We start from the raw sequence: 23,682 nt of genomic DNA, 5'->3' as shown, positions 1-23,682 counted from the left end.
CCCAGGACAGCCGCCCATAGCAAGCCCGGCAGGCTGCGAAGTAGATCACTCCCAACGCGGGACGAACGACCAACTGGAGAACGACTGACTGGAATCGTGGAAGCAGGCTTGTAGCGCATGCACCACTGCTAGCGCCAAGGGTGCTGACAAATTGTAAGCGGCGCGCGGGCGCGGCCGGAGTCGCGCGGAGGATGCAACTATGAGGAGCAAGGATGGTGGGCACGACTGGGATTGAACCAGTGACCCCTCCCGTGTGAAGGGAGTGCTCTCCCGCTGAGCTACGCGCCCATCCTGCGCGGCTTGGTATGGGGAGTGGCGTGACGTGTCAAGGCGACGCCGGGCGAGCGGTCAACTATTGCCGCATCGGCGACCGCGCGCGTGCTGGCACCTCGCCAACCACGGCAAGCCTTCCCGCCGCCATCATTCGTGACGGCTTTGCAACACACCTGCGGCAACCTGCCCGCTATCCGGCCTGAAAAGCGGGCGCGTGGTTGAATTGCGGCGAAAGCTTGGGAATAACCGGGACACATCGTGGCGCGGTTCTCCCGACCGTGCGGCAATCTGGGGAGCTCACGATCATGCGTCTTGGGGCTGTTCTCGCAGTGGCGGGTCTCATCGCCACCCTCTCGCCGGCCTTCGCCGGCAAGATCATGTTCGATCCGGAAACCAAGGAAATCATCAATCCGCTGCCGGGCCGTGGCGGCGGCATGGCGGTGTCGCCGATCAAGCGCATGACGGTCCCGGCTCCGACCGGCTACAAGTCCGGCACGATCATCGTCAACACGACCGAGCGGCGCCTCTACCTCGTCCAGGCCGACGGTACGGCGCTGAAATACGGCATCGGCGTCGGTCGCGACGGCTTCCAGTGGGGCGGCACGCATTCGATCACGATGAAGAAGGAATGGCCGGACTGGCGTCCGCCGGAGGCGATGCTGAAGCGTCGTCCGGACCTGCCGCGCTTCATGCCCGGCGGCCCGAACAACCCGCTCGGCGCCCGCGCGATGTATCTCGGCTCGACTATCTACCGCATCCACGGCTCCAACGAGCCGCAGACGATCGGCCAGGCCGTCTCCTCCGGCTGCTTCCGGATGGCCAACGAGGACGTCATGGACCTCTACGAGCGTGTCAATGTCGGCACCCGAGTGGTGATTTTGCGCTGATCCAGCGGGGGCTGGGGGTCAGTTTGCGGGAAAGGCCGGCGGTTACGCCGGCCTTTTTCTTTGGCGCCGGCCAGTCGCGAAGCTTTATGTTCAAAGTCCGTTCGAGAGCTTTTGATCCCAGATCAGAACTGCTGGTCGTTTCGGATTTTCGAGGAAATTTTTGCTCGATTACGGTTGATTCACCGTGTTTCTGAAACCGGCCTTAAGGGAGGCCACTTAAAAGCAGCCGGGCTCAATCGCGCTCTCGTCTGGCTGCTATCGACATGTTCAGCGTACTTTCCCGAAATGATGGCGATTCACTCAAGAAAGCGGCCGATAAGTCGCTCGCGGTGATCAGTTTCGACCTCGAGGGCAAGGTCCTCGAAGCGAACGAAAACTTCCTGAAAACAGTCGGTTACACGGCAAGCGAGATCGTCGGCAAGCAACACCGCATGTTCATGCCGGACGACGATGCGCGTTCGCCCGCCTACACGGAATTCTGGAAGGCGCTTCGCAAGGGCAAGTTCCAGGAAGGCGAATTCCGCCGCGTCGGCAAGAACGGCAAGGAGATCTGGCTCCGCGCCAGCTACAATCCGGTGCTCGACCGCCAGGGCAATCCGATCCGCGTGACGAAGCTTGCCACCGACATCACCGCCGACAAGCTGCGGGCGATGGACGATGCCGGTCAGCTCGCCGCGATCGACCGTTCGCAGGCCGTCATTTCCTTTGCGATGGACGGCACGATCCTCGACGCCAACGCGAACTTCCTGAAGACGATGGGCTATCAGCTCAGGGAGATCGTCGGACAGAATCACCGCATGTTCGTCCAGCCGGAGGAAGCCTCGGGCGCGGCCTATCAGGCGTTCTGGAACTCGCTTCGGGCCGGCGAATTCCAGTCGGCGGAATATCGCCGCATCGACAAGGGCGGCCGCGCGGTCTGGATCAGGGCCGTCTACAGCCCGATTCCTGATGCGGGCGGAAAGCCGGTCAAGGTCGTGAAGTTCGCGACCGACGTGACGGCGGAGAAGCTTCGCAATGCCGACTATGAGGGCCAGATCGCCGCGATCGGCAAGACGCAGGCCGTCATCTCGTTCTCGCTCGACGGCATGATCCTGAGCGCCAACGAGAACTTCCTCGTCGCCACCGGCTACCGAGCCGAGGACGTCGTCGGCCAGCATCACCGCATGTTCGTCGACAAGACCTACGCCGCCTCGGACGATTACGCCGCGTTCTGGGCCAGGCTTGGTACGGGAGAGTCTGCCTCGGCGATCTATCCCCGGTTCGGCAAGGGCGGCCGGCCGATCTGGCTTCAGGCAAGCTATAACCCGATTTTCGATGGCGCCGGCAAGCCGGTGAAGATCGTCAAGTTCGCGACCGACATCACCGCCAGCATGGAAGCCCGCACCCGTGCCGTGGGCGCGGCGGAGGACACGCTTGGCAATGTCGAGCGCGTGGCCAAGGCGGCCGAGGACATGAGCCAGGCCGTCGGCGGCATCGTCGACAGCATGATCCGCTCGAAATCTTCCGTCGACCAGATCTACGAGCGCACCCAGATCGCCGACAGATCCACGGGCCAGCTCCGCCAGGCGGCGCAGTCCATGGACGATGTCGTCCAGCTCATCGCCAAGGTCGCCGAGCAGATCAATCTTCTCGCGCTGAACGCGACGATCGAATCCGCCCGTGCCGGCGAGGCCGGACGCGGCTTTGCCGTCGTTGCGCAGGAGGTGAAGAATCTCGCCGGACAGGCCAGCGCCGCCACCACCCGCATCTCCAGCGAGATCGCCGCCATGCAGTCGGTGTCCGACGAAGTGGGCGCCTCGCTGTCTTCGATCAGCGCCGCGGTCGGCGAGGTCCAGAGCTTCGTGGATGCGGCAACGCAGCAGATCAAGGACCAGAGCCTCGTCACACAGGACATCTCGGTCAACATGCAGACGGCCGCCGGCGGCGTCGCCAGCATCGGGCGGAACCTCGACAGCTGGATCATCGGCATGGAGGAGCGCCGGAGCGAAGAGCGCGTCCGCACCTCCAAATCAGCCTGGATCATCCTGCCTGGCGGACAAAAGATTTCCTGTTCCGTGCGCAACATCTCCAAGGGTGGCGTCAAGCTAGCCGTGTCGGAAGGCGGACAGATACCCGGCGAGTTCCAGCTCGATATCGCGGGCGATGGCGGTCCTCGCCGCTGTCATGTCGTGCGCCGCGCCGTCGGAGAACTCGGCGTTCAGTTCATCTGAGCATTGCTCGACCATGGTCTAGCCAGAGGCTAGGAACCGCGCCTGCCTGCCGCCGTTCCCCAATTGCTGGGGATGCGGAGAACCGGCCGGACCATGAAACCGCTTGCCTTTATCGCCCTGATCGGCCTCGTCGCGCTGCCGCTCGCGGGGTGCAACGAGAAGACCTCAATCCCGGAAGACCAGCGCTACGGCGCGAACCCGACCTTGCCCACGCCGCAGGCTCCGTCGTGGTTCCCGACGGTGAACATTGCCGTGGCGCAGGGTTGGCCGGAAGGCCAACAGCCGAAGCCCGCCGCAGGCCTTGCCGTCACCGCCTTCGCCACCGGCCTTCAGCATCCGCGCACCGTCTACACGCTGCCAAACGGCGACGTCCTCGTCGCCGAGACCGACGCGCCGCCGAAGCCCGATGATCGGCAGGGCATCAGGGGCTGGGTCATGGGTCTGATCATGAACCGCGCCGGTTCGAGCCATCCGAGCGCCAATCGTATCACCCTCCTCCGGGACGCAGACGGCGACGGCCGCGCCGAGATGCGCACCGTCTTCCTCGAAAACCTGAACTCCCCCTTCGGCATGGTCCTCGTCGGCCAGGACTTCTATGTCGCCAATACCGACGCGATCGTCCGCTTCCCCTATAAGGACGGCGACACGAAGATCGCCGATCCCGGCACCAAGCTGGCCGATTTGCCCGGTGGCACGATCAATCATCACTGGACCAAGGACCTAACCGCATCTCCGGACGGCTCGAAGCTCTATGCGACGGTCGGTTCCAACAGCAACGTCGCGGAGAACGGCATGGACGCGGAGAAGAACCGCGCCGCCGTGCTCGAAGTCGACCGAGCGACCGGCCAGTCCCGCGTCTTCGCGTCTGGCCTGCGTAACCCGAATGGCCCATCCTTCGAGCCGAAGACCGGCCAGCTCTGGGTCGCGGTCAACGAGCGCGACGAACTCGGCAACGACCTCGTCCCGGACTACATGACCCATGTCCAGGACGGCGGCTTCTACGGCTGGCCCTATTCCTATTTCGGCCAGAACGTCGATGTCCGCGTCGATCCGCCGAACCCGGACCTCGTCGCCAAGGCCATCGTGCCGGACTATTCGCTCGGAGCGCACACCGCCTCGCTCGGCCTGACCTTCAACACCGGAAACCTGTTCCCGGCGGACTATGCGGGCGGCGCGTTCGTCGGTCAGCACGGTTCGTGGAACCGCGATCCGCGCGTCGGCTACAAGGTCATCTTCGTTCCCTTCACCGACGGCAAGCCGTCAGGACCGCCGCGCGACGTGCTGACCGGCTTCCTCAGCGAGGACGGCCAGGCGCTCGGCCGCCCGGTCGGCGTCAGGCTCGACAAGGCCGGCGCACTGCTGGTTGCCGACGATGTCGGCGGCGCGGTCTGGCGCGTCTCGCCCGACCCGCAGAAAACGGCGGGCAATTAAGGGGCGTCGAAGGCGACACAATCGCAGTCGGCGCTGAGACGGACGATGTCGCCCGCGACGTGGCCGGGCGCTCGCACGGTCGCGGTGAAGTCCTGGCCCTGGACCACCAAAGTGGTGTGGTCGCCGCGAAACCGGCGCGCGATCACCTTCGCCTCGACGCCCGAACCGCCGATCGCGATCTGCTCCGGCCGCAACATCGCGACCGCCCTGCCGTCCAGCACGCCGTTGCGGACCTCGAACGTGCCGAGCGGCGTCTCGATGACCGAGCCGCGAACCACGCCCTCAAGGAGATTCGCCGTCCCCGTCAATCGCGCGACGACGGCATTCTCGGGCGATCCGTAAACCTCGCTTGGGGTATCGCATTGCATGATCCGACCGTCCTGCATAACGGCGACAAGATCGGCCGCGCCGAAGGCTTCGCCGGGATCGTGCGTCACGAAGATCGCCGTTGTGCCGGTCTGTCTGAGAAGCGCGATCACTTCCTCCGACACCGTGCGGCGCAGTTCGAGGTCGAGCGCGTTGAACGGCTCGTCAAGGAGGATCAGGCCCGACGCTGGCGCAAGCGCGCGGGCAAGGGCAACGCGCTGCTGCTGGCCGCCGGAAAGCTCGCGCGGATAGCGATCGGCGAACTCATCGAGACCGACCAGCGAGAGCATCTCGTCGACCCGCTTCGACTTCCGCTCCGCGCGCGGCAGCCCGTATCCGACGTTTCCGCGCACCGTGAGGTGGGGAAACAGCGCCCCGTCCTGCGGCACATAGCCGACGCGACGCTTCTCCGGCGGCACGAATGTCCGGGTCGATGCCACAACGCCTCCGTCGATCACGATCTCCCCGGCATCGACACGCTCGAACCCGGCAATCAGGCGCAGAAGCGTGCTCTTGCCGCTGCCGGACGGGCCGAGCAGCGCCAGCACAGTGCCGCGCGGCACATCCAGGTCGATCCCGTGCAGCACCTGCCGGGTAGGAAAGCTCTTCGAGACGCCGCTTATACGCAGGTGCTTGGTCACAGCTCGTAGAGCTCCAGTGTGCGGCGGGTGAAGAAGTAGACGGGCAATGCCGAAGCCGCGACGAGGAGCGCGGCGAAGGGCGCCGCCGCCGCGTATTCGCCGTCGGTCGTGTGCCCCCAGACGGCGGTCGCGAGCGTCACCGTGCCGGATGGCGCCAGCATCAGGGTCGCCGTCAGCTCGCGCATCAATTCGAGCGCCAGAAGCGCCAAAGCGGCGCCAATGCCAGGTGCGATCGCCGGCAGGGTGATCGAGGCGAAGGCGCCGAACGGACTGCGGCCGAGCCCGCGCGCCATCTCCTCCAGCCGCGCCGGAGCGAGTTCGACCGGCCCGCGCAGCGCCGACTGGGCGAGCGGCAGGAACATCATCGTATAGGCGACGAAGACGAGAACGACGGTCTGGTAGAGCGGGTGCGCGAAGCGGATCGAAAGGAAGACCAGCGCCAGGGCGACGACCAGACCCGGCAGGCCGTGGACGATATAGGGCAGCCTGTCGGCGATCTGCGCCAGCCTTCCGCCATGCCGCGACGAGGCCAGGACCAGCGGCAGGGCAAACAGGACCACGATCGCCGCGCCCGGCAGCGCCAGCGAGAACGAACCGCCGATCGCATCCCAGATCTCGCCACGGCCGTGACCGGCGGACGATCCGACCCGGAGCCAATAGACGAGCGTCCCCGTCGGCACTCCCAGCGCGAGCACGACCAGCGCGCCCAATGCCAGCGCGACCGGCCACCGTATCGGCCCCAGCGCCGCGAGCGGCGCGTGCCTCCTGCTGCCCTTGCCGACCCGCGCAACCTGCGTCTTCAGCCGAAGCCGCATCTCGCCATAGGCAGCCGGCAGGCAGAGCGCCATCAGCACCGCCGATTGCAATGCCGCGGTCGCGTTGTCGAACTGGAGTTCGTAGGACGCGAAGATCGAGGTGGTGAAGGTCTGCACCCGGAGCAGCGCCAGCGCGCCGAACTCCGACAAAGTGTGGGTCAGGACGAGGAGCGCTCCCGCCGCGAGCGCCGGGCGGATTTGAGGCAGAACCGCGCCGAAGAACGTCGCCCAGGGGCCACGCCCGAGCGAACGCGAGACGTCCTCGAAACCGGGATCGGCACTCCTGAGCGCCGCGGCGACCGGCAAGAGGACCAGTGGATAAGCCGACAGGGTCAGGATGAAGATCGCGCCCGGCATGCTTTCGAACGCACCGTCGATGGACGACCAGGCATAGCTCGCGACGAAAGCCGGGACCGCAAGCGGCAGGGTGACTACGATCCGCCACCATTTCCGCCCCGGCAGGTCCGAGCGTTCGATGCACCATGCGCCGACCACTCCGATCAGGCTTGACGCGACCGTCACGCCGAGCGCGATGACCAGCGTGTTGAGCAGAAGATCCAAAGTCCGCTGCCGCCCGAGTTCCGCAATGATCCCCGCAGGCCCCGCCTGCCCGGATCGCAACGCGACATAGGCGAGCGGCAGGCAGATCAGGAAGACGGGAATGGCGGCCGCGAACAGCAGCCAGGGCGGCATGGACAGCTGCCGCGACGCTCCGGGAGAAAGAACGGTCAAGCCAGCCCGGCCTCACGCGCCAGCGCCAGCGCGTCCTCGGCATCGCCGATATCGGACGGCGTCACCGGCGGCGGGTCGAGTTCGCCGAAGGGCTTCAGCCCATAGGGCGAGACCAGTCCGGGCCGCAGTGGATATTCGGCCGTCGCCTCCGCGATTGCCTTCTGCCCCTCCTCGCTCACCATGAAAGCGAGGAATTGCTGCCCGGCCTCCTGCTTCTTGCTCGACTTCAGCATGCCGGCAGCCGCTACCATGATCAGCGCACCGGGGTCCTGATGGCCGATGAAATGCAGCGCCGATTTCATCTTGTCCTCGCCCGTCTCGCGAGCGACCGAATACCAGTAGTAATTGTTGACCAGCGCGACCGGGATCTCGCCCTTCTCGACCGCGAGCATTGCCCCGGAGTCGGAATTGTACGAGACGCCGAAATCCTTCAGGCCCTTCAGCCAGGCCAGAGCCGCGTCGCGCCCCTTCATGATCGAGATCGCCGCGATCTGCGCCTGGAACGCCCCGCTCGTCGGCGCATAGGCGAACTTGCCCTTCCACGCCTCCGCGGCGAAATCGAGCACGGACGCAGGAAGTTCGCTCTCCGTGATCATTGCTTTGTTGAAGGCGACGCTCGGGCACGCGCGGTCGGCGCGAGCCATGTGCCGTCTTTGGCCACATAGGCGGGCGGGATCTCTTTCAGTGTATCAGGCGAGATCGGCGCGAGCAGGCCCTTCTCGGCCAGCGCGACGGCGGGCGGGCTCTCCTCGGAATAGAACAGGTCGGCGGGCGACCGCGCGCCCTCCTCCATGATTTGGTTGGCAAGCTGCGCGCTCGATCCGCGCCGGATGACGATCTCGATCCCGGTCGCCTCAGTGAAGGCGTCGGCGATCGCATCAGTCGGCGGCGCGTGCTGGCCGCTATAGAGCGCCAAAGTCGTGGTTTCCTGCGCGATCGCAGGCATCGGAAAACCGAAACGTCCCATGGCGGCCGTCCCGGCGAGCAGAGTCCCGCCTTTGAGAACGTCGCGACGAACCAGAGTGTTCATTGGAATTACTCCAAACAACCTTGCATTTGTTGTCTGTCGTGACACTCCGAAGGGATGAAACTGTCAACGCAACTTTAGTTCCGGCAAGAAGCTCAGCTTAGACTGCATCTAAACTGACAGATCGGCCTCATGGCGCAACCGGAAGAGACCGTCGCCTAGCGCGACAGACCCTTCTCGGCGAGGTCGTTCAGGTATTTTTCCCAGAGCCGCTCGCGATGGTCTGCCAGATTGCGCAGGTACGACCAGCTGTAGATGCCGGTCGAATGGCCGTCGCTGAAGGTGAGCTTCACAGCGTATGAGCCGATCGGCTCGACGGCCGTGATCGCCACGTTCTTCTTGCCGCTGACGAGCTGTTTCTGGTCGGGCGTATGCCCCTGCACTTCCGCGCTCGGGCTCTCGACCCGCAGATATTCCGCCTCGAGCTCGTCGCTGCGGCCGTCGTCATAGGTCACCGCAAGCGTGTGGCGGTCGCGGCCGAGGCGGATTTCGGTCGGCCAGAACTGTGTATCGGACATGATTTCGAATCTATTTCAGAAGACGCACGGCCTCGGTGGGGATCGCGCTTTCGTCCTGAGATAGAGCATCGAGGAAGGTTCTGCACCACCACGAGACGTCGTGGTCTCGGATTTTCGGGAACATGCTCTGGAAGCGTTCCCGCCGCGCCTCCACCGGCATCGAGATCGCGCGGCCGATCGCATTCGCCGTCGCCTCGATATCGTAGGGATTGACGATCAGCGCGCCGTCGAGCTCCCGCGCCGCGCCGGCAAAGCGCGACAGGACCAGGACGCCGGGATCGTTCGGATCCTGCGCGGCGATATATTCCTTGGCGACGAGGTTCATGCCGTCGCGCAGCGGCGTCACCAGACCGGCCTTCGCGATACGGTAGAGCCCCGCGAGCGCATTCCGGTTCATCGTCTTGTTCACATAGCGGATCGGCGTCCAGTCGACGTCGCCGAGAGCGCCGTTGACGCGTCCGGTCAGTTCCGCGACGTCACGCTGCATGGTCGCGTATTCCGGCACGTCCGAGCGCGATTTCGGCGTGATCTGCAGCAGCGTCACCTGTCCCTTAGCGCTCGGGCTCATCTCGCAGAAGCGTGAGAACGCCTCGATGCGCTGGCCGATGCCCTTGGAATAATCGAGGCGGTCGACGCCGATCACGAGGTCGCAATCGTGCAGGCTCTCGCGCGTCCGTTTGACGATCGGGTTCTTGGCGCCCTCGACCGCCATCTCGACGAAGCTTTCCGTGTCGATGCCGATCGGGAACGCGCCCGCCTGGAAGCGATGGCCGTAGCTCTCGAACCAGCCATTGCCGAGCGCGCGGCCGAAGCCTTCGCGCACCATGCAGCCGGTGAAGTTCTCGACGTCGTAGCTCGTCTGGAAGCCGACGAGATCGTAGGCGGCAAGCCCGCGCATGATCGTGTCCGCCACCGGCAGTGTCGACAGCACGTCAGCGGGCGGCCACGGGATGTGGTGGAAATAGCCAATCCGGTTCTTCACGCCCATGTGGCGGAGTTCTGCGGCGAGCGGGATCAGGTGGTAGTCGTGGACCCAGACGAGGTCGTCGGGGCGGATCAGCGGCGCGAGCAGCCTGGCGAAGGAGCGGTTGACGCGGAAATAGCCGGCCATGTCCTTGCGCGAGAAATCGGTCAGATCGAGCCGGTAATGGCAGAGCGGCCAAAGCGCCCGGTTGGCGAAGCCGGTATAATATTCGTCGACGTCGCGCCGGTTCAGGTCCGCGACCGCATAGGTGACATTACCGAAATCGCGGATTTCCAGCCATTCGATCTCGCGGTCGGTCGAGGTCTTGCCGGACCAGCCGAACCACAGGCCACCATGGCTCCTCAACGCCGCCTCCAGGGCGACGGCTAGACCACCGGCGGCGGCGGTGCCGCCCTTTGCTGACGGAACCGGTACGCGGTTCGATACGACCACCAAACGAGCCAAGGACGTCCCTCTCAACCTGTCGCGGAGCCCCCGGCTCCGCGTACGCCTACACTGTTACACTTTCCAGAACGCTCGCGAGCCAGGCCCGCACCGCCGTTGGATCGAGCAGCCGTGCGGAAGCCTCCGTCGGCCGCGTGTCCCGCCCCACCCTGATCGAAACGCCGCCGCGCGCATTTGCCGTCCGGAACGCCGCCTCGTCCGTCCAGTCGTCGCCGATCACCAGAGGCAGCCGTCCGGCATAGGGCGCGTCCTCCATGAAGAGCTCGATCGCGCGCCCCTTGTCGACACCGTGCGGACGGATTTCGACGACCATCTTGCCCGGCTGCACTTCGAGTCCGGTCTCCTGCGTCTCGACGAGAAGACGGACATGCGCCTCGACCTCGTCGCCGAGCTCCGGCGCCTGCCGATAGTGCACGGCGACAGCACGCGCTTTCCGCTCCAGCAGAAGACCGGGATTGGCGTCGACGAAGACCTGCAGTTCGCTGATGATGCCGGGTAGCGCGGGGCTTATCGGCGTACCCTTGCGGCTGCCGTCGGGCATTCGCAGTTCCGCGCCATGAACGCCCGCGACCGGGAAACAGATCGGGGCGAAGAATTCGTCGACCTTCCTGATCTCGCGGCCGGTGACGAGCGCCAGGGCCCCGCCAGCTTGCTCGCGCAGCGTATCCAGCATGCCCGGCAGGTCGGGCGGGATCCGCACCGCATCAGGACTCGGTGCGATGTCGAGCAGGGTCCCGTCGATATCGAGGAAAAGCGCCCAGCGCGACAGGTCGCGCGGTACGGCAGGCAAAGGCATATCGCTTGGCGGCGCCGACGGGCGCGTCATGTCCTCGGCAAGATCCATCTTCATGCCTTCCGAACGCGCGGGAACCGGATTCGGCTCCTTGAACCGTTCGGGAATGTTCCGATGGACCGCCGATTAGCGCAAGGAATTCCTTGCCCTTATTCGATAACTATCCGCGGGGCGGCCCGCAGGCCCGAGCCGGCATCGAGGCCGGTCCACACCATGTCGGCGATCGCCGAATACGCCTTGGCATGCTCTCCGTCGGGCTCTACGGCAACGACCGGGGTACCGGCGTCCGAGAGCTCGCGGATGCGCGAATGCAGCGGGATTTCGCCGAGGAAGCGCACGCCCAACCGCTCCGCTTCGAGTTCGGCGCCGCCATGGCCGAACAGATCCGTGCGGGTACCGCAGTTCGGGCAGCAGAAATAGCTCATATTCTCGATGACGCCGAGGATCGGCACATCGACCTTGCGGAACATGCCGACGCCGCGTCGCGCATCGGCAAGCGCGATGTCCTGGGGCGTGGAGACGATGACGGCGCCGGACAGCCGGGTCTGCTGCGCCATTGTCAGCTGCGCATCGCCGGTGCCGGGCGGCATGTCGACCACGAGCACGTCGAGCTTGCCCCAATTCACGTCGCGCAGCATCTGGGTGATCGCGCTCATCACCATCGGGCCGCGCCAGACCATCGCGGTGTCGGTGTCGATCAGGAAGCCGATCGACATCACCTTGATGCCGTAGGTCTCGATCGGCTGGATGATCTTGTCCTTGAGATCGGGCTTGCGGTTCACGCCGAACAGCAGCGGCGCCGACGGGCCATAGACGTCGGCGTCGAGGAGGCCGACCTTCAGGCCCTTGCCGGAAAGCGCGAGAGCGAGGTTCGCGGCGGTCGTCGATTTGCCGACGCCGCCCTTGCCGGAGGCCACTGCGATGATATGGCGAACATCGAGGCTCGCGCCCGCCTTCTGCTGCTGCGCCGGAGCATGCGAATGGCCGTGCGCCTGCTGCGGCGCCGGGCCACCGGCCCGCTCCGCGCTGAGCGCGACCAGAACCTGTTTGACGCCCGGCAGCGATTTTACCGCCGCTTCAGCGGCCGCCCGCACGCCTTCGAGCGTGGTGGCCCGCTCCGGCGTCGTCGTGATGAAGAAACTGACCCGTTCGCCGGCGATCGCGATTCCGGAAAGCTGGGAAGAATCCGCTAGACTGCCCGCCCCGTCCGGTGCCGGAACGGCTTTCAATGCGCGGATTACGTCGTCCTTCGTGACTGCCATGGGACCCTCTGCGAACGCGCGGCACCATAGTGCGCGTTTGGAATCGGTCAATTGTTGGCGTGATCAGCTTCGTGCAAGCCTGCAACGCAATATTGCGTGATCCACCAAAGTGACGAAAACTGAACGGACGGACGCATGATTTCGGCATGCAGGAGGACGTCATGAAGATCGTCGCCGCGCTCGTCGCCATGGCAATGGTCGCCCTAACCTCCGCGGCTCATGCCGACGACCATAGACCGCTGCGCATCGGCTCCGAGGGCGCCTATCCTCCGTTCAATTCGCTGGACGCTAACGGCCGGCTTCAGGGATTCGACATCGATGTCGCCAACGCCCTCTGCGCCCAGATGAACAGGACCTGCGAATTCGTCCAGGAAGACTGGGACAGCATTATCCCGGCGTTGATCGCCAACAAATACGACATGATCGCCGCGGCAATGTCGATCACCGACGAGCGCAGAAAATGGGTGGCCTTCTCGAAGCCCTATGCCCGCTCGGCCATCAGCTTCGCAACACGCCGCATCGCCAATATCCGCGACATCACGCCTGCTGCGATGAAGGGCCGGGTCATCGGCGCACAGGCGAACACCGTCAGCGACCGTTACCTGACCGCTGTCTACGAGCCCGCCGGCGCGATCATCAGGCGGTATCAGACCCAGCAGGAAGCGCAGCTCGAGCTCTCCTCCGGCCGGATCGACGTCATCGCCGCCGGAAAGCTGTTCCTTTACGACTGGCTGACGACCAAGCAGGGCGGATGCTGCGTCTTCGCGGGAGACGCGACCACAGACGGGAAATATACCGGTGAAGGCATCGCGATCGCCGTCCGCAACGACGACAAGGATCTGCTGAACAAATTGAACGCCGCCATGGATGCGATCGTCGCCAATGGCACCTTCAAGAAAATCAACGACAAGTACTACCCGTTCAGCGTGTACTGAACCGCATTACTTGTTGTCCCGGCGCCGTATCTCGATTTTCGCCCGCTCTTCGGCCGGCGAGGCCGCTATCGCCCTCGCCGTCGCGCCATGGATCATCGTCTGCAGGTCCGTGGAACGCGCCCGGAGGTCGGCGTAAGCCTTGTCCAGCGCAGCGGCATCAAAAGGCTCGGCCCGCATCGCCATGCGCACCTCGCGACGGGCCTGACGCACTGCATCGATCGCCGAACGGATCGATGAATCGTCCGCGCGGAGCTCCGCATCCATCTTCTCGCGGATCGCCGGCGGCGGATGACCGACGGCAGCGATCGCGAAGATCCGTCCGAGCCACGGTTCCGGCTCCCAGAAAACCCAGCGGGTCAGCACGAAGCCTGCGATGAACAGATTGATCAGCAGCGAAACCGCAAGCACGCCGAGAACGAGCGACGACCGGCGTACCATCAAAGCCCTCCGATAAGGCTGGGTTCATCGACGCTGAGCGCCGCGAGATCGGTTTCGTCCGCCTGCGCCTCGACGACGCCCGCGGTCCAGGCGCCCAGACCAAACATCAGGCAGGCCGCGACGAGCCCGGCCGCCGCTATGCTGCGCGGGGCAAAGGTTTTCCGCCAGTTCGCGTGTGCCTTCCGTGCCGGAAGGCCAGCGATGATCCGGCCGATCTGGGGAGCCGGAAGCGGCCTTGCCTCGATGACACGACGCAGCAGCGCGTCGACGCGGTCGCCCTGGGCGAGCAGCGTCCGGGCTTCGACGCTATCGTCGAGGAGAGCCCGTGCCGCGTCCGTTCGGCCGGCCGGCCATTTCCGGAGATCGGCTCCGTGAAGATCGAGCCAATGCTCGAACTCGTTCAGTGCCATCCGATCGCTCATCGTACGTCTCCTTCGCGAGCGACGAGCTTCGCCCGCAATGTCCTTCGGCCGCGCACAAGAAGTGATTCCACGGCCTTTTCGCTGACGCCGAGAACGATCCCGATCTCGGCGTTCGATTTCTCGCCATCCGCCGACAGCAACAGCGCCGCCCGCTGGCGCTCGGGCAGTGCCTGAAGGTCCTCCATCACGGCGCCGAGCTCCCGGTCGGCTTCGACACGCTGGTCGGAACCGGCCTCGTCGCTTGCAGGCTCCTCGACATCGGCGAACGGCAGCCAGCGCCTGAGCTTCGCGCGCCGCTGGCGGTCGATGCAAAGGTTGACCACGACCCGGTGCAGCCAGGTCGAGAAACTCGCCTCCCCTGGCCGCCATCGCGGCAGCGCGCGCCACGCGCGATAGAAGGCGTCCTGGACCACGTCGTCGGCGTCGTTCCTCGATCCGAGGAAGGACGCCGCCAGTGCATGTGCGCGATCGGCATGGCGGCGCACGAGATGGTTGAACGCGGCCTCATCGCCCGTGCTCGCGGCGGCGATGAGATCGTCGTCGCTCGTCTCGTTGCGCTGCATTTCAACCCGGTCTGCCGATCCTGAAACACGGTGTTACCCGCGATTGCCGTGCCGAGACCAGAGGGTCTTCTGGGCTTCCTCACGAGTCACGCGTCCGTCGCCGTTGATGTCGAACTCCTTGAACAGCCGGTCGGTGCTGGCCTCGACGTCGGCGCGGCTGACCTCGCCTTCCCGCCGAAGTTCCGCCATCAACCCGCGCATCGGCGTCATCGGTCCGCGATCGGCCTTGCGTCCAGGCTCCTCGTCATCGCCACCGCGCCATTCGCTGCGTTCCCAGTGATGATGCCGCGGATGCTCGCCGCGCTCGTCCCAGCCGAAGCGCTCGCGTCGGTCGCGCATCGCCTTGCGGGCGGCGTCGATCTCGCTCTGGTCAAGCTTGCCGTCGTGATTAGTGTCGAGCTTGTCGAAACGCGCTTCGGGACCGGCCAGGAACTCGTCCCGGCTGACCTCGCCGTTGCCGTCGCTGTCGCGACCCATGAGGCCGGCGTGCTTGCGCCATTCCTGACGCATTTCGCGGCGGCTCTCGCGGACTTCCTTGCGATCCAGGAAGCCGTCCTTGTTCTCGTCGGTCGCGTCGATCCGCTGTGCGCGGAAGGCATCGAATTCGGCCTTGTCGACCACGCCGTCCTTGTTGGCGTCGAGCTTGTCGAACATCCGCTCGACGAATTTGCCGCCGCGCCCCTCGCCGGCCTTTTCCGCCGACACGGGAGCGACCGCGCCCGCCGCGACAGGCAGCGCCAGGAGACCCACAATCGCGGTCCCGATCAGAAGCCGCTTCGAAACAGTCTTCATCGTCCGAAACTCCAATACGCGTGAACTAATCCTTGTACGCGCGACGGAGCCGAGCCCTGCGCTCTAAATCTTGGACGTTCGGCTTAAGCAAAAGCTCACCATGTCGGTCAGCCAGCTCTTAAGGTTTTCAATTCCATATGGGGCTAGGGAAAACGCTCAGGATTGCATTCGCTTGTCGCATACCGACCAGATCGACGAAGACGACATGGGACCGGCCCTGCTGGCCGCGGACGACGCTGCCTGGACGGTCAATGAAATCCGCCGCCGTCTGACCGAGGAAACCAGCGACGAAGCCGTGCAGGCGCGCGAGAAGCGCCGCTACACCTCCCAGAAGGTCCGCGAAGCCCGCGAGAAGCTGACCTCGTCTACCGGAACGCGCCCCGAATTCGACCTCGAACTCGCCCGCCTCTACGCCGAGAACCGGTCCTCCGCGGCCTTGTCGATCCTCGCCCTCGAACTGGCGATCGCCGGCGCTCTGACGCTGTGGCTGCCGATGTTCACGGTCGCGACCTGGATCGTGTCGGTACTTTGCTCGCACGGCCTGATGATGTTCTATGCGCACCGCTTCCTGAAAAGCGGCGTGCCGGCGACCTCGCTCAATTCCTGGCGTCGTCGCTTCGTCATGGCCGAGTTCCTCCACGCCACGTCGTTCTCGACGGTCGTCCTGCCGCTCATGCTGATCGGCAGCATCAGCGCGAATGTATTCATCGTCTTTTCGATGCTGCTCGCGACCGCCGTGCAGGTCGTGCTGTCGGCCAGCCTCTCCTCGATTGTCTATGCCGGCTCGATACCAATCACCGTCGCGATCGGCTGCCTGTTCGCGATGATGCCCGACCGCGAGCTTCAGGCCGTCGCCCTCGTCGCGCCGCTCGCCCAGGTCTTCCTCGTCCTGCTCGGCAAGAGGCTGTTCCGCTCGTCGCTGATGACGCTGCATTACCGCGCCGAGAAGGACGCGCTGATCGCGGAGCTGGAACAGGCCAAGCTCAACTCCGACGAGGCTCGCCGCCGCGCCGAGACCGCCAATGTGGCGAAGTCCCGCTTCCTCGCCACGATGAGCCACGAACTCCGCACCCCGCTCAATGCCATCCTCGGCTTCTCCGAGGTGCTCAAGAGCGAGGTCTTCGGCGCGCATACGAACCCGACCTACAAGGAATATGCCGGCGACATCCATTCCAGCGGCGAGCATCTCCTGACGCTCATCAACGAGCTTCTGGATCTGTCGCGCATCGAGGCCGGTCGCTACGAGCTGAACGAGGAGGCGATCAACCTCGCTCACGTCGTCGAGGACTGCCACCACCTCCTCAAGCTGCGCGCGAAGAATCGCGGCATCCATATCCGCGACGCCTTCGCATCCGGCCTGGCTTTGCTTTGGGCTGACGAGCGCGCCGTCCGCCAGATCACGCTCAATCTGCTGTCGAACGCGATCAAGTTCACACCGCAGGGCGGAGAAATCACGCTGCGCGTCGGCTCGACGCCGGATGGCAGCCAGTTCCTCTCGGTCAAGGATTCCGGTCCGGGAATTCCGGAGAGCGAGATCCCTGTCGTCCTGTCCTCGTTCGGCCAGGGAACGCTCGCGATCAAGACCGCCGAACAGGGCGCCGGCCTCGGCCTGCCGATCGTCCAGGGGCTCGTCGATCTGCATGGCGGCACCTTCGAGCTGAAGAGCAAGCTCCGCGAAGGCACGGAAGTCATCGTCACCTTCCCGCCTACCCGGGTGATGACCGCGCTGGCTCCCCTGTCTGAGCAGGACCAGGCCTATTTCCGCCGCCGCGCCTGATCCCGACCCTCTACGGTCGCAGGAGATAAGGTAATCATCGGCAGTTGCATCAGCGGATCGCCGACCTATCCTGCCGCATCCGAACAAACCGTGGTTGGTCCATGAACATCTACTGGCTCGGCTTCGGCGTCGTCGTCGCCGGCATTATCTTCCTCGTTCTGGGAGACAGTCTCTTCGGCCTCGGTCCGGTGGACGCCTCGAAGATCGCCGGCGTCGTCGCCATGGGCGCGCTCCTCGTCGTCTTCCTGCCCGTGCTAACTCGACGCTACGGAGCGGGAGAAGGCGGCAAGCCATTGATTCATCTGCTGATCTGGCTCGCTATCATTGCCCTCGTCGCGGTTGTCTACCGTTTCCGTGAGACGCTCGGGATCGATGTCGGCTGATCAGCTGACCCAGTCGACGATGCTCTCGATCAGGAATCGTCCGCCAAGGATGACCATGAACAGGCCGAGAGCAACCTCGAGCTGACGCCTGCTGAACGCATGCGCGATCCGCACGCCGAGTGGCGCGGTCAGCATGCTCACCGGAGCAATCAGGAGCGCACCGATCGCCGAGACATAGCCGATCGAAAGCGGCGGCAGTTCCGCCATTTCCGGCCAGCCAGCGACCATGAAGCCGATCGCGCCCGGGATCGACACCAGGACGCCGACGCCGGCTCCCGTCCCGACCGACTGATGGATGGAGCGGCCGTGGATCGCATAGACCAGATTGACGATGCCGCCGCCGCCGATGCCGATCAGCGAGGCCAGGAGGCCGATGCCGAGGCCATATCCCGACATTGCGGCCCGGCCGGGAAGATCCTCGGTCATCTGAATCTTCTTCGACCCGAGCAGAAGCATCTGCGAGCCGAACAGGACGCCGAACAGGCCGAAGACGAGCTTCAGTGCTTCCGACGAGACGAACGCGGCGACCAGGGTGCCAAGGATCACGCCGCCGAGAATCGGGAGAATCCAGTTCCGGAGCGTCGCCATATCCACCGATCCCCTTGCCTTGTGGCTCAGGAAGGACCGGATCGAGGTCGGGATGATCACGGCGAGCGAGGTGCCGACGCACAGATGCATCTTGATGTCGTCGTCGACACCGATGACACCGAACAGGTGATAAAGCACCGGCACGATGATGAGGCCGCCGCCAACCCCGAGCAGGCCCGAGAAGATGCCGGTGAAGGCGCCACCCACGAGGAGAACGAGGGCGAGGCGAAGCAATTCGTCGTGGGGGATTCCGAACATGGCCGCGGCTTTGTCGCCCGCCGCTCACGCCGCCGCAAGAATTGAATTCAGTTTTCCGCTATGCGGCCTCGGTCGCCCGTTCGTCGCGAACCATGCTCAGCGCCTCGCGCAGCACCTGCACGCCTGCGCCGGGCTTATGCGCGTTTTCGGCCAGATGACGGCGATAGGCCCGCGCGCCCGGAACGTTCTGGAATAGGCCGAGCATATGGCGCGTCACGTTCGAGAGCTTTCCGCCCTCCGCGATATGGCGCTCGATATAGGGGACCATCAGTTCCGCGGCTTCACTCGCATTTCCGACCGGATTCTCTTCGCCGAACAGGCGGCTGTCGACGTCGAGCATGAGACCGGGGTTGTGGTAGGCGGCACGACCCAGCATGACGCCGTCGAGATGACGAAGATGCTCTTCCGACTGGTCGAGATCGACGACGCCTCCGTTGATGGTGATCGGAAGCTTGGGCAGGCGGGCTTTAAGGCGATAGACCAGCCCGTAGTCGAGCGGCGGCACATCGCGGTTTTCCTTAGGCGAAAGCCCTTTAAGCCAGGCCTTGCGGGCATGCACGATCACCGCGTCGGCACCGGCCGCGACGACGGTGTCGACCAGAGCGTTCAGCGACACTTCCGGATCCTGGTCGTCGACGCCGATCCGGCACTTCACCGTCACCGGAACCGACGCGCTCCGCTTCATCGCAGCGACGAGTTCACCGACCAGGGCGGGCTCGCGCATCAGGCAGGCGCCGAACCGCCCGTCCTGCACACGGTCCGAGGGGCACCCGACATTGAGGTTCACCTCGGCATAGCCGAAGCCTTCCGAGATCTTCGTCGCCTCGGCGAGCTGCCAGGCGTCGGAACCGCCAAGCTGAACAGCGACCGGCTGCTCCTCACTCGCAAAGCCGAGCAGGCGATCGCGCGGACCGTGGATCACGGCCGGAGCTGTCACCATTTCGGTATAGAGGCGCGCACGGCGCGACATCACGCGATGGAAGAACCGGCAATGCCGGTCCGTCCAGTCCATCATCGGCGCAACGGAAAAGCGCAGGTTTCGGGTGGTCAACCTCGTCATGCGCGCTTTTCTATGCGCAGAGGCTCCGTCCGTCGAGCCGCGTGGGGAATTTGGGGTGAACGAAACAAAGCCGATGGCGCGAAAGAGCCATGCCTACAAGACGGTGCAATCTCCCGTCGGCGCGCTCACGCTAGTCGCGACGGATAACGGTCTGGCCGCGATCCTCTGGGAGCACGACAACCCCAAGAGAGTGCCCCTGAACATCGTCGGAGAGAGCGAAGACCACCCAGTGCTGCTTGAGGTCGAGAACCAGCTTGCGAACTATTTCGCCGGAAAGCGAAGGTACTTCGATCTGCCGCTCGACTTCGCCGGCACCGAATTCCAGAAGAAGGTCTGGGCCGCTTTGCTCGCCATACCGTTCGGCGAGACGCGCTCCTACGCACGGATCGCCGAAGAGATCGGCCATCCGAAGGCCGCCCGCGCAGTCGGAGCGGCGAACGGCCGGAATCCCATCTCGATCGTCGTGCCCTGCCATCGCCTTATCGGATCGGCGGGAGGGCTAACTGGGTTCGCAGGCGGCTTAGACGCAAAGAGGCATCTGCTCGACCTCGAAGCAGGCAAACCCGGATGGGCGTTCCCTTCTCTTCAGAACCCAAACGAAGGCTGAGCTGACGACGGCTGGTCTAGGCGAACACCTTCCAGTTCCAGCATCCTCGCCTTTGCCGTCGAGCCGCCTGGCGCCGAGAAACCGCCGATCTTGCCTCCGGCCGCCAACACCCTGTGGCAGGGGATGATCAGCGGAATCGGATTCTTGGCCATGGCCTGACCTACATCCCGCGCGGCCTCGGGTCCGGCGCCAAGCTCCTTCGCCAGCGTTCCGTATGTGGTCGTACACCCCCAGCCGACCTGCCGGACTGCGGCATAGATCTGCCTGAAGAAGCCGTCCTGATCTTCGAGGTCGACTCGGACCGATGCGAAATCGATCTGCTCACCGTCGAAATAGCGCCTCACAGCGGCGATTGCGTCGGCCACGTCCGGCGGGGGCGCACCGGGCTTCGCGCCCGGCGTGCGGCGCAGCAGAAGTCGTTCGGTTCCCTCGGCACTTCGGGTCGGCAGTTGAGAACGGGTGATACCGGCACTGTTCCAGGCGATGCCGCAGAAGCCGCCGGCGGCTTCGAAAATGACGTATTGCGCGATCTCAGCCATCATCTGACCTGCTTATTGCCTTTCGGACAGGAGATCGTCGGCGCGACGCCGAATTCCCACCCGATTCCGATGATCCTTAATTCCGACACTCAGCCGAGGGTTGTCCGTCCTGCATTTCGCGGCCTATGTAAGGTAAACCAATTGCCTGCCGATCAGGAGTAAGTATGCGTTCAGAGGAGCCCCGTGCCGTCCGCCTCGCCGATTATCGCGCCCCGGACTTCCTGATCGACACGGTCCATCTCGACGTCAATTTGGCCGGCCCCGAAACACTCGTCGTATCGCGACTCCGGCTTCGCCCGAACCCGGCAGGCCGCGCTGGCGTACCCCTCGTGCTCGACGGCGATGCTCTCAGATTGTCAGGCACGCCGCTTCTCGACGGCGCCGAGCTCGATGCCGCCAGCTATGCCGCCACCCCGACGGCATTCACGCTTCACGAGCCGCCGGCCGATGCGTTCGAGCTGACGCTGACGACGAAGCTCGACCCGGCCGCGAACACCCAATTGATGGGCCTTTACCGTTCGGGCAGCGCCTATTGCACGCAGTGCGAGGCCGAAGGCTTCCGCCGCATCACCTATTTCCTCGACCGGCCGGACGTCCTGTCCGTCTATACGGTCCGCATCGAGGCCGACCGCGCCGAAGCTCCCGTCCTTCTCGCCAATGGCAATCCGGTCGAAAGCGGCGATCTCGACGGCAACCGCCATTTCGCGGTCTGGCACGACCCCTTCCCGAAGCCCTGCTATCTGTTCGCGCTGGTCGGCGGCGATCTTGCCGTGATCAAGGACGACTTCCGCACCGCCTCCGGCAGGCATGTCGACCTCGCGATCTATGTCGAGCACGGTAAGGAGGAACGCGCCGCCTATGCGATGGACGCGCTCAAGCGCTCGATGCGCTGGGACGAACAGGCCTTTGGACGGGAATACGATCTCGACGTGTTCAACATCGTGGCCGTGTCCGACTTCAACATGGGCGCGATGGAGAACAAGGGCCTCAACGTCTTCAACGACAAATACGTCCTGGCCTCCAGCGAGACCGCGACCGACGCCGATTATGCCGGCATCGAGAGCGTCATCGCGCACGAATATTTCCACAATTGGACCGGCAACCGCATCACCTGCCGCGACTGGTTCCAGCTCTGCCTGAAGGAAGGCCTGACCGTCTTCCGCGACCAGGAATTCACGCAGGACATGCGCTCCCGCCCGGTCGAGCGCATCTCGGACGTGCGCGGCCTGCGCTCGGTGCAGTTCCCCGAGGATGCCGGCCCCTTCGCCCACCCGGTGCGTCCGGACACCTATCGCGAGATCAACAACTTCTATACGGCGACCGTCTACGAGAAGGGCGCCGAAGTTATCCGCATGCTGAAGACCCTGATCGGGGTGGACGCCTTCCGGCGCGGCATGGACCTCTATTTCGCCCGTCACGACGGCGAAGCCGCGACAATCGAGCAGTTCATCGCCTGCTTCGCCGAGGCCTCGGGCCACGACCTCAAGCAATTCCTGCTCTGGTATTCGCAGGCCGGCACACCGGAGGTCATCGTGACCGAACACTGGGATGCGAGCAGCGGTACGTACGCGCTCGATATCCGTCAGCATATACCGGCGACGCCGGGTCAGACCGACAAGAAGCCGATGGTCATCCCGCTCGCATTCGGGCTGCTGGGCTCCGACGGCAATGATGTCGACCTCGGCTCCGACGGTCGGGTCAAGCGGGAAGGCCTGATCGTACTGACCAGCGGCGAACATCGCTTCGAATTCAGGGGCTTGAAGGAACGGCCCGTTCCCTCGCTGAATCGAAACTTCTCGTCGCCGATCCAGCTCAAGATCGACCTATCGGACAACGACCTCCTGTTCGCGGCCCGTCACGACGGCGACCAGTTCAATTGCTGGCAGGCGATGCAGAGCGCCATGACGCGGCTGCTCGTGACCTCCGCCAAGGAGATCCGCGAGGGCGGCAAGCCGCTCGGCGAACCGCGCATCGCCGAGGCCATCGCAAGCGTGCTCAATGCCAACGATCGCGACGACGCCTTTGCGGCGCAGTTCTCGATCCTGCCGACCGAGACCGACCTGACGCGCGAGATCGGCACCAACGTCGATCCTGACGCGATCTACGCTGCCCGGCGCGGCCTGAAGGAGGCGATCTCGGCCCAGATCCAGCCGAGTCTGCTTGCCTGCTACTCAGGGCTTGCCGATCAGGGATCCTATACGCCCGACGCGAAGAGCGCCGGTCGCCGGTCGCTGCGCGGCGTCGCTCTGGACTTGCTCGTGGTCGGCGGCGGCGATGAGGCGATCGCGCTCGCCGAGCGTCAATACGCCGACGCGACGAACATGACGGACCGGATGTCGGCACTCGCCTCGCTGTCCCAGGTCGACCACCCTGTCCGCGAACGCGCCTTCTCCGACTTCGCCGAGCGCTTCGCGAACGAGCCTCTCGTCCTCGACAAATGGTTCGCGCTGCAGGCCGCGATTCCGGAGCGCGGCACGCTCGATCGCGTACGCGGACTGATGAACCATCCGGCCTTCAGCATGGGCAATCCGAACCGTATCCGCTCGCTGGTCGGCGGCTTCGCTTCCGGCAATCCCACCCAGTTCAACCGGCCGGACGGCGCGGGCTACGAATTCCTGGCGGATGTCGTGCTCGAGCTCGATCCGAAGAATCCGCAGGTCGCTGCCCGCCTTCTCGGCGCGTTCCGCAGCTGGAAGACGCTCGAAAACGGCCGCCGCGCGCTCGCCGAACAGGCGCTCCGAAGGATCAATGCCGTCAGCCCGCTATCGGCCGATGTGTCGGACCTCGTGACGCGGGCGCTCGCATAAATGTGTCCCGACTCAAGTAGTTGATCTGATTCTGCTTTCTGCCGCTGGTTAAAAAATGGTATTTTTTCGGCAGCGGTGCACTGGACAAATCAGTGTGCGAGGATTCAAATCCACTTAACCCGAAGCAAT

General features: G+C 64.7%; 23 protein-coding genes and 1 tRNA gene. 8 read left to right on the top strand and 16 right to left on the bottom strand.

What is annotated here, in order from left to right; translation table 11 throughout:
• Positions 1–213 precede the first annotated feature (213 nt).
• Positions 214–288: transfer RNA gene (locus ACFPFW_RS07490), tRNA-Val, on the bottom strand.
• Positions 289–578: 290 nt separating this feature from the next.
• On the opposite strand from ACFPFW_RS07490, the gene ACFPFW_RS07485 reads away from it, so the two are divergent.
• The 3 genes from ACFPFW_RS07485 to ACFPFW_RS07475 all read left to right on the top strand — a co-directional run bounded on the left by ACFPFW_RS07485 (position 579) and on the right by ACFPFW_RS07475 (position 4,801).
• The gene (locus ACFPFW_RS07485) at positions 579–1,160 is read left to right on the top strand and encodes a L,D-transpeptidase (protein WP_114956575.1); all 582 of its coding nucleotides are present in this window, start codon (positions 579–581) and stop codon (positions 1,158–1,160) included.
• Between the two features lie 263 nt (positions 1,161–1,423).
• Positions 1,424–3,370: a PAS domain-containing protein gene (locus ACFPFW_RS07480; protein WP_114956576.1), complete on the top strand. Its 1,947-nt coding sequence runs from the start codon at positions 1,424–1,426 to the stop codon at positions 3,368–3,370.
• A gap of 93 nt (positions 3,371–3,463) precedes the next feature.
• A complete protein-coding gene (locus tag ACFPFW_RS07475) occupies positions 3,464–4,801 on the top strand; it encodes a PQQ-dependent sugar dehydrogenase (RefSeq protein WP_114956577.1) in 1,338 nt (445 codons plus the stop codon).
• Here the strand turns inward: ACFPFW_RS07475 and ACFPFW_RS07470 are convergent.
• From ACFPFW_RS07470 to ACFPFW_RS07435, 8 genes are all read right to left on the bottom strand, one after another.
• The gene (locus ACFPFW_RS07470; RefSeq protein ID WP_379770124.1) at positions 4,798–5,808 is read right to left on the bottom strand and encodes an ABC transporter ATP-binding protein; all 1,011 of its coding nucleotides are present in this window, start codon (positions 5,806–5,808) and stop codon (positions 4,798–4,800) included. The genes ACFPFW_RS07475 and ACFPFW_RS07470 overlap by 4 nt on opposite strands.
• Complete coding sequence (locus tag ACFPFW_RS07465; protein ID WP_114956578.1) at positions 5,805–7,316, bottom strand: ABC transporter permease; 1,512 nt, start codon at positions 7,314–7,316, stop codon at positions 5,805–5,807. Before ACFPFW_RS07465 ends, ACFPFW_RS07470 begins: the two co-directional genes overlap by 4 nt.
• 35 nt (positions 7,317–7,351) lie before the next feature.
• The gene (locus ACFPFW_RS07460) at positions 7,352–7,999 is read right to left on the bottom strand and encodes an extracellular solute-binding protein (RefSeq protein WP_379770120.1); all 648 of its coding nucleotides are present in this window, start codon (positions 7,997–7,999) and stop codon (positions 7,352–7,354) included.
• Positions 7,948–8,385 (bottom strand): extracellular solute-binding protein, encoded by a 438-nt coding sequence (locus ACFPFW_RS07455; RefSeq protein ID WP_379770117.1) that lies wholly within the window; start codon positions 8,383–8,385, stop codon positions 7,948–7,950. The genes ACFPFW_RS07460 and ACFPFW_RS07455 overlap by 52 nt, the downstream gene beginning before the upstream one ends.
• Before the next feature lie 155 nt (positions 8,386–8,540).
• Positions 8,541–8,900: a gamma-butyrobetaine hydroxylase family protein gene (locus ACFPFW_RS07450; protein ID WP_114956579.1), complete on the bottom strand. Its 360-nt coding sequence runs from the start codon at positions 8,898–8,900 to the stop codon at positions 8,541–8,543.
• Positions 8,901–8,910: 10 nt separating this feature from the next.
• Positions 8,911–10,329 carry an alpha,alpha-trehalose-phosphate synthase (UDP-forming) gene (gene otsA, locus ACFPFW_RS07445; RefSeq protein WP_114956580.1) on the bottom strand — a complete coding sequence of 473 codons (1,419 nt, stop codon included), beginning with the start codon at positions 10,327–10,329 and terminating at the stop codon, positions 8,911–8,913.
• A gap of 46 nt (positions 10,330–10,375) precedes the next feature.
• A complete protein-coding gene (otsB, locus tag ACFPFW_RS07440) occupies positions 10,376–11,179 on the bottom strand; it encodes a trehalose-phosphatase (protein WP_114956581.1) in 804 nt (267 codons plus the stop codon).
• A 92-nt stretch (positions 11,180–11,271) separates the two neighbouring features.
• The gene (locus ACFPFW_RS07435) at positions 11,272–12,384 is read right to left on the bottom strand and encodes an Mrp/NBP35 family ATP-binding protein (protein ID WP_114956582.1); all 1,113 of its coding nucleotides are present in this window, start codon (positions 12,382–12,384) and stop codon (positions 11,272–11,274) included.
• 161 nt (positions 12,385–12,545) lie between these two features.
• Here ACFPFW_RS07435 and ACFPFW_RS07430 point away from each other — a divergent pair, with 161 nt between their 5' ends.
• Positions 12,546–13,319 carry a transporter substrate-binding domain-containing protein gene (locus tag ACFPFW_RS07430; RefSeq protein WP_114956685.1) on the top strand — a complete coding sequence of 258 codons (774 nt, stop codon included), beginning with the start codon at positions 12,546–12,548 and terminating at the stop codon, positions 13,317–13,319.
• A gap of 6 nt (positions 13,320–13,325) precedes the next feature.
• Here the strand turns inward: ACFPFW_RS07430 and ACFPFW_RS07425 are convergent, their stop codons facing one another.
• Genes ACFPFW_RS07425 through ACFPFW_RS07410 form a run of 4 tightly spaced genes read right to left on the bottom strand, consistent with a single transcriptional unit; the run spans position 13,326 to position 15,534 of the window.
• Positions 13,326–13,757 carry a periplasmic heavy metal sensor gene (locus ACFPFW_RS07425; protein WP_114956583.1) on the bottom strand — a complete coding sequence of 144 codons (432 nt, stop codon included), beginning with the start codon at positions 13,755–13,757 and terminating at the stop codon, positions 13,326–13,328.
• Positions 13,757–14,179, bottom strand: coding sequence for a hypothetical protein (locus tag ACFPFW_RS07420; RefSeq protein WP_114956584.1), 423 nt, complete (start codon positions 14,177–14,179; stop codon positions 13,757–13,759). The genes ACFPFW_RS07425 and ACFPFW_RS07420 overlap by 1 nt, the downstream gene beginning before the upstream one ends.
• The gene (locus tag ACFPFW_RS07415) at positions 14,176–14,742 is read right to left on the bottom strand and encodes a sigma-70 family RNA polymerase sigma factor (RefSeq protein ID WP_114956585.1); all 567 of its coding nucleotides are present in this window, start codon (positions 14,740–14,742) and stop codon (positions 14,176–14,178) included. Before ACFPFW_RS07415 ends, ACFPFW_RS07420 begins: the two co-directional genes overlap by 4 nt.
• A 33-nt stretch (positions 14,743–14,775) precedes the next feature.
• On the bottom strand, positions 14,776–15,534 hold the full coding sequence (locus ACFPFW_RS07410; RefSeq protein WP_114956586.1) for an EF-hand domain-containing protein: 759 nt from the start codon (positions 15,532–15,534) through the stop codon (positions 14,776–14,778).
• 205 nt (positions 15,535–15,739) lie between these two features.
• Between ACFPFW_RS07410 and ACFPFW_RS07405 the strand changes: the two genes are divergently transcribed.
• Together ACFPFW_RS07405 and ACFPFW_RS07400 are read left to right on the top strand one after the other, a co-directional pair.
• Positions 15,740–17,311, top strand: a complete 1,572-nt coding sequence (locus tag ACFPFW_RS07405; protein WP_114956686.1) for a sensor histidine kinase — start codon at positions 15,740–15,742, stop codon at positions 17,309–17,311.
• Positions 17,312–17,412: 101 nt separating this feature from the next.
• On the top strand, positions 17,413–17,694 hold the full coding sequence (locus tag ACFPFW_RS07400) for a hypothetical protein (RefSeq protein ID WP_114956587.1): 282 nt from the start codon (positions 17,413–17,415) through the stop codon (positions 17,692–17,694).
• Here ACFPFW_RS07400 and ACFPFW_RS07395 read toward each other — a convergent pair whose 3' ends face one another.
• Together ACFPFW_RS07395 and dusA are read right to left on the bottom strand one after the other, a co-directional pair.
• On the bottom strand, positions 17,695–18,540 hold the full coding sequence (locus ACFPFW_RS07395) for a sulfite exporter TauE/SafE family protein (RefSeq protein WP_114956588.1): 846 nt from the start codon (positions 18,538–18,540) through the stop codon (positions 17,695–17,697).
• Between the two features lie 58 nt (positions 18,541–18,598).
• Positions 18,599–19,600, bottom strand: a complete 1,002-nt coding sequence (dusA, locus tag ACFPFW_RS07390; RefSeq protein WP_114956589.1) for a tRNA dihydrouridine(20/20a) synthase DusA — start codon at positions 19,598–19,600, stop codon at positions 18,599–18,601.
• 55 nt (positions 19,601–19,655) lie between these two features.
• On the opposite strand from dusA, the gene ACFPFW_RS07385 reads away from it, so the two are divergent.
• The gene (locus ACFPFW_RS07385; RefSeq protein WP_379770106.1) at positions 19,656–20,207 is read left to right on the top strand and encodes a methylated-DNA--[protein]-cysteine S-methyltransferase; all 552 of its coding nucleotides are present in this window, start codon (positions 19,656–19,658) and stop codon (positions 20,205–20,207) included.
• Here the strand turns inward: ACFPFW_RS07385 and ACFPFW_RS07380 are convergent.
• Entirely contained in the window at positions 20,186–20,746 is a 561-nt protein-coding gene (locus ACFPFW_RS07380; protein ID WP_114956687.1) for a methylated-DNA--[protein]-cysteine S-methyltransferase, read from the bottom strand. The genes ACFPFW_RS07385 and ACFPFW_RS07380 overlap by 22 nt on opposite strands.
• 164 nt (positions 20,747–20,910) lie before the next feature.
• On the opposite strand from ACFPFW_RS07380, the gene pepN reads away from it, so the two are divergent.
• Positions 20,911–23,553 (top strand): aminopeptidase N, encoded by a 2,643-nt coding sequence (gene pepN / locus ACFPFW_RS07375; protein ID WP_114956591.1) that lies wholly within the window; start codon positions 20,911–20,913, stop codon positions 23,551–23,553.
• The last annotated feature ends 129 nt before the right edge of the window (positions 23,554–23,682 follow it).

The organism is Flaviflagellibacter deserti (assembly GCF_042652085.1).
Taxonomy (GTDB): Bacteria; Pseudomonadota; Alphaproteobacteria; order Rhizobiales; family Methylopilaceae; genus Flaviflagellibacter; species Flaviflagellibacter deserti.
This window is presented reverse-complemented; position numbering and strand designations above follow the sequence as displayed.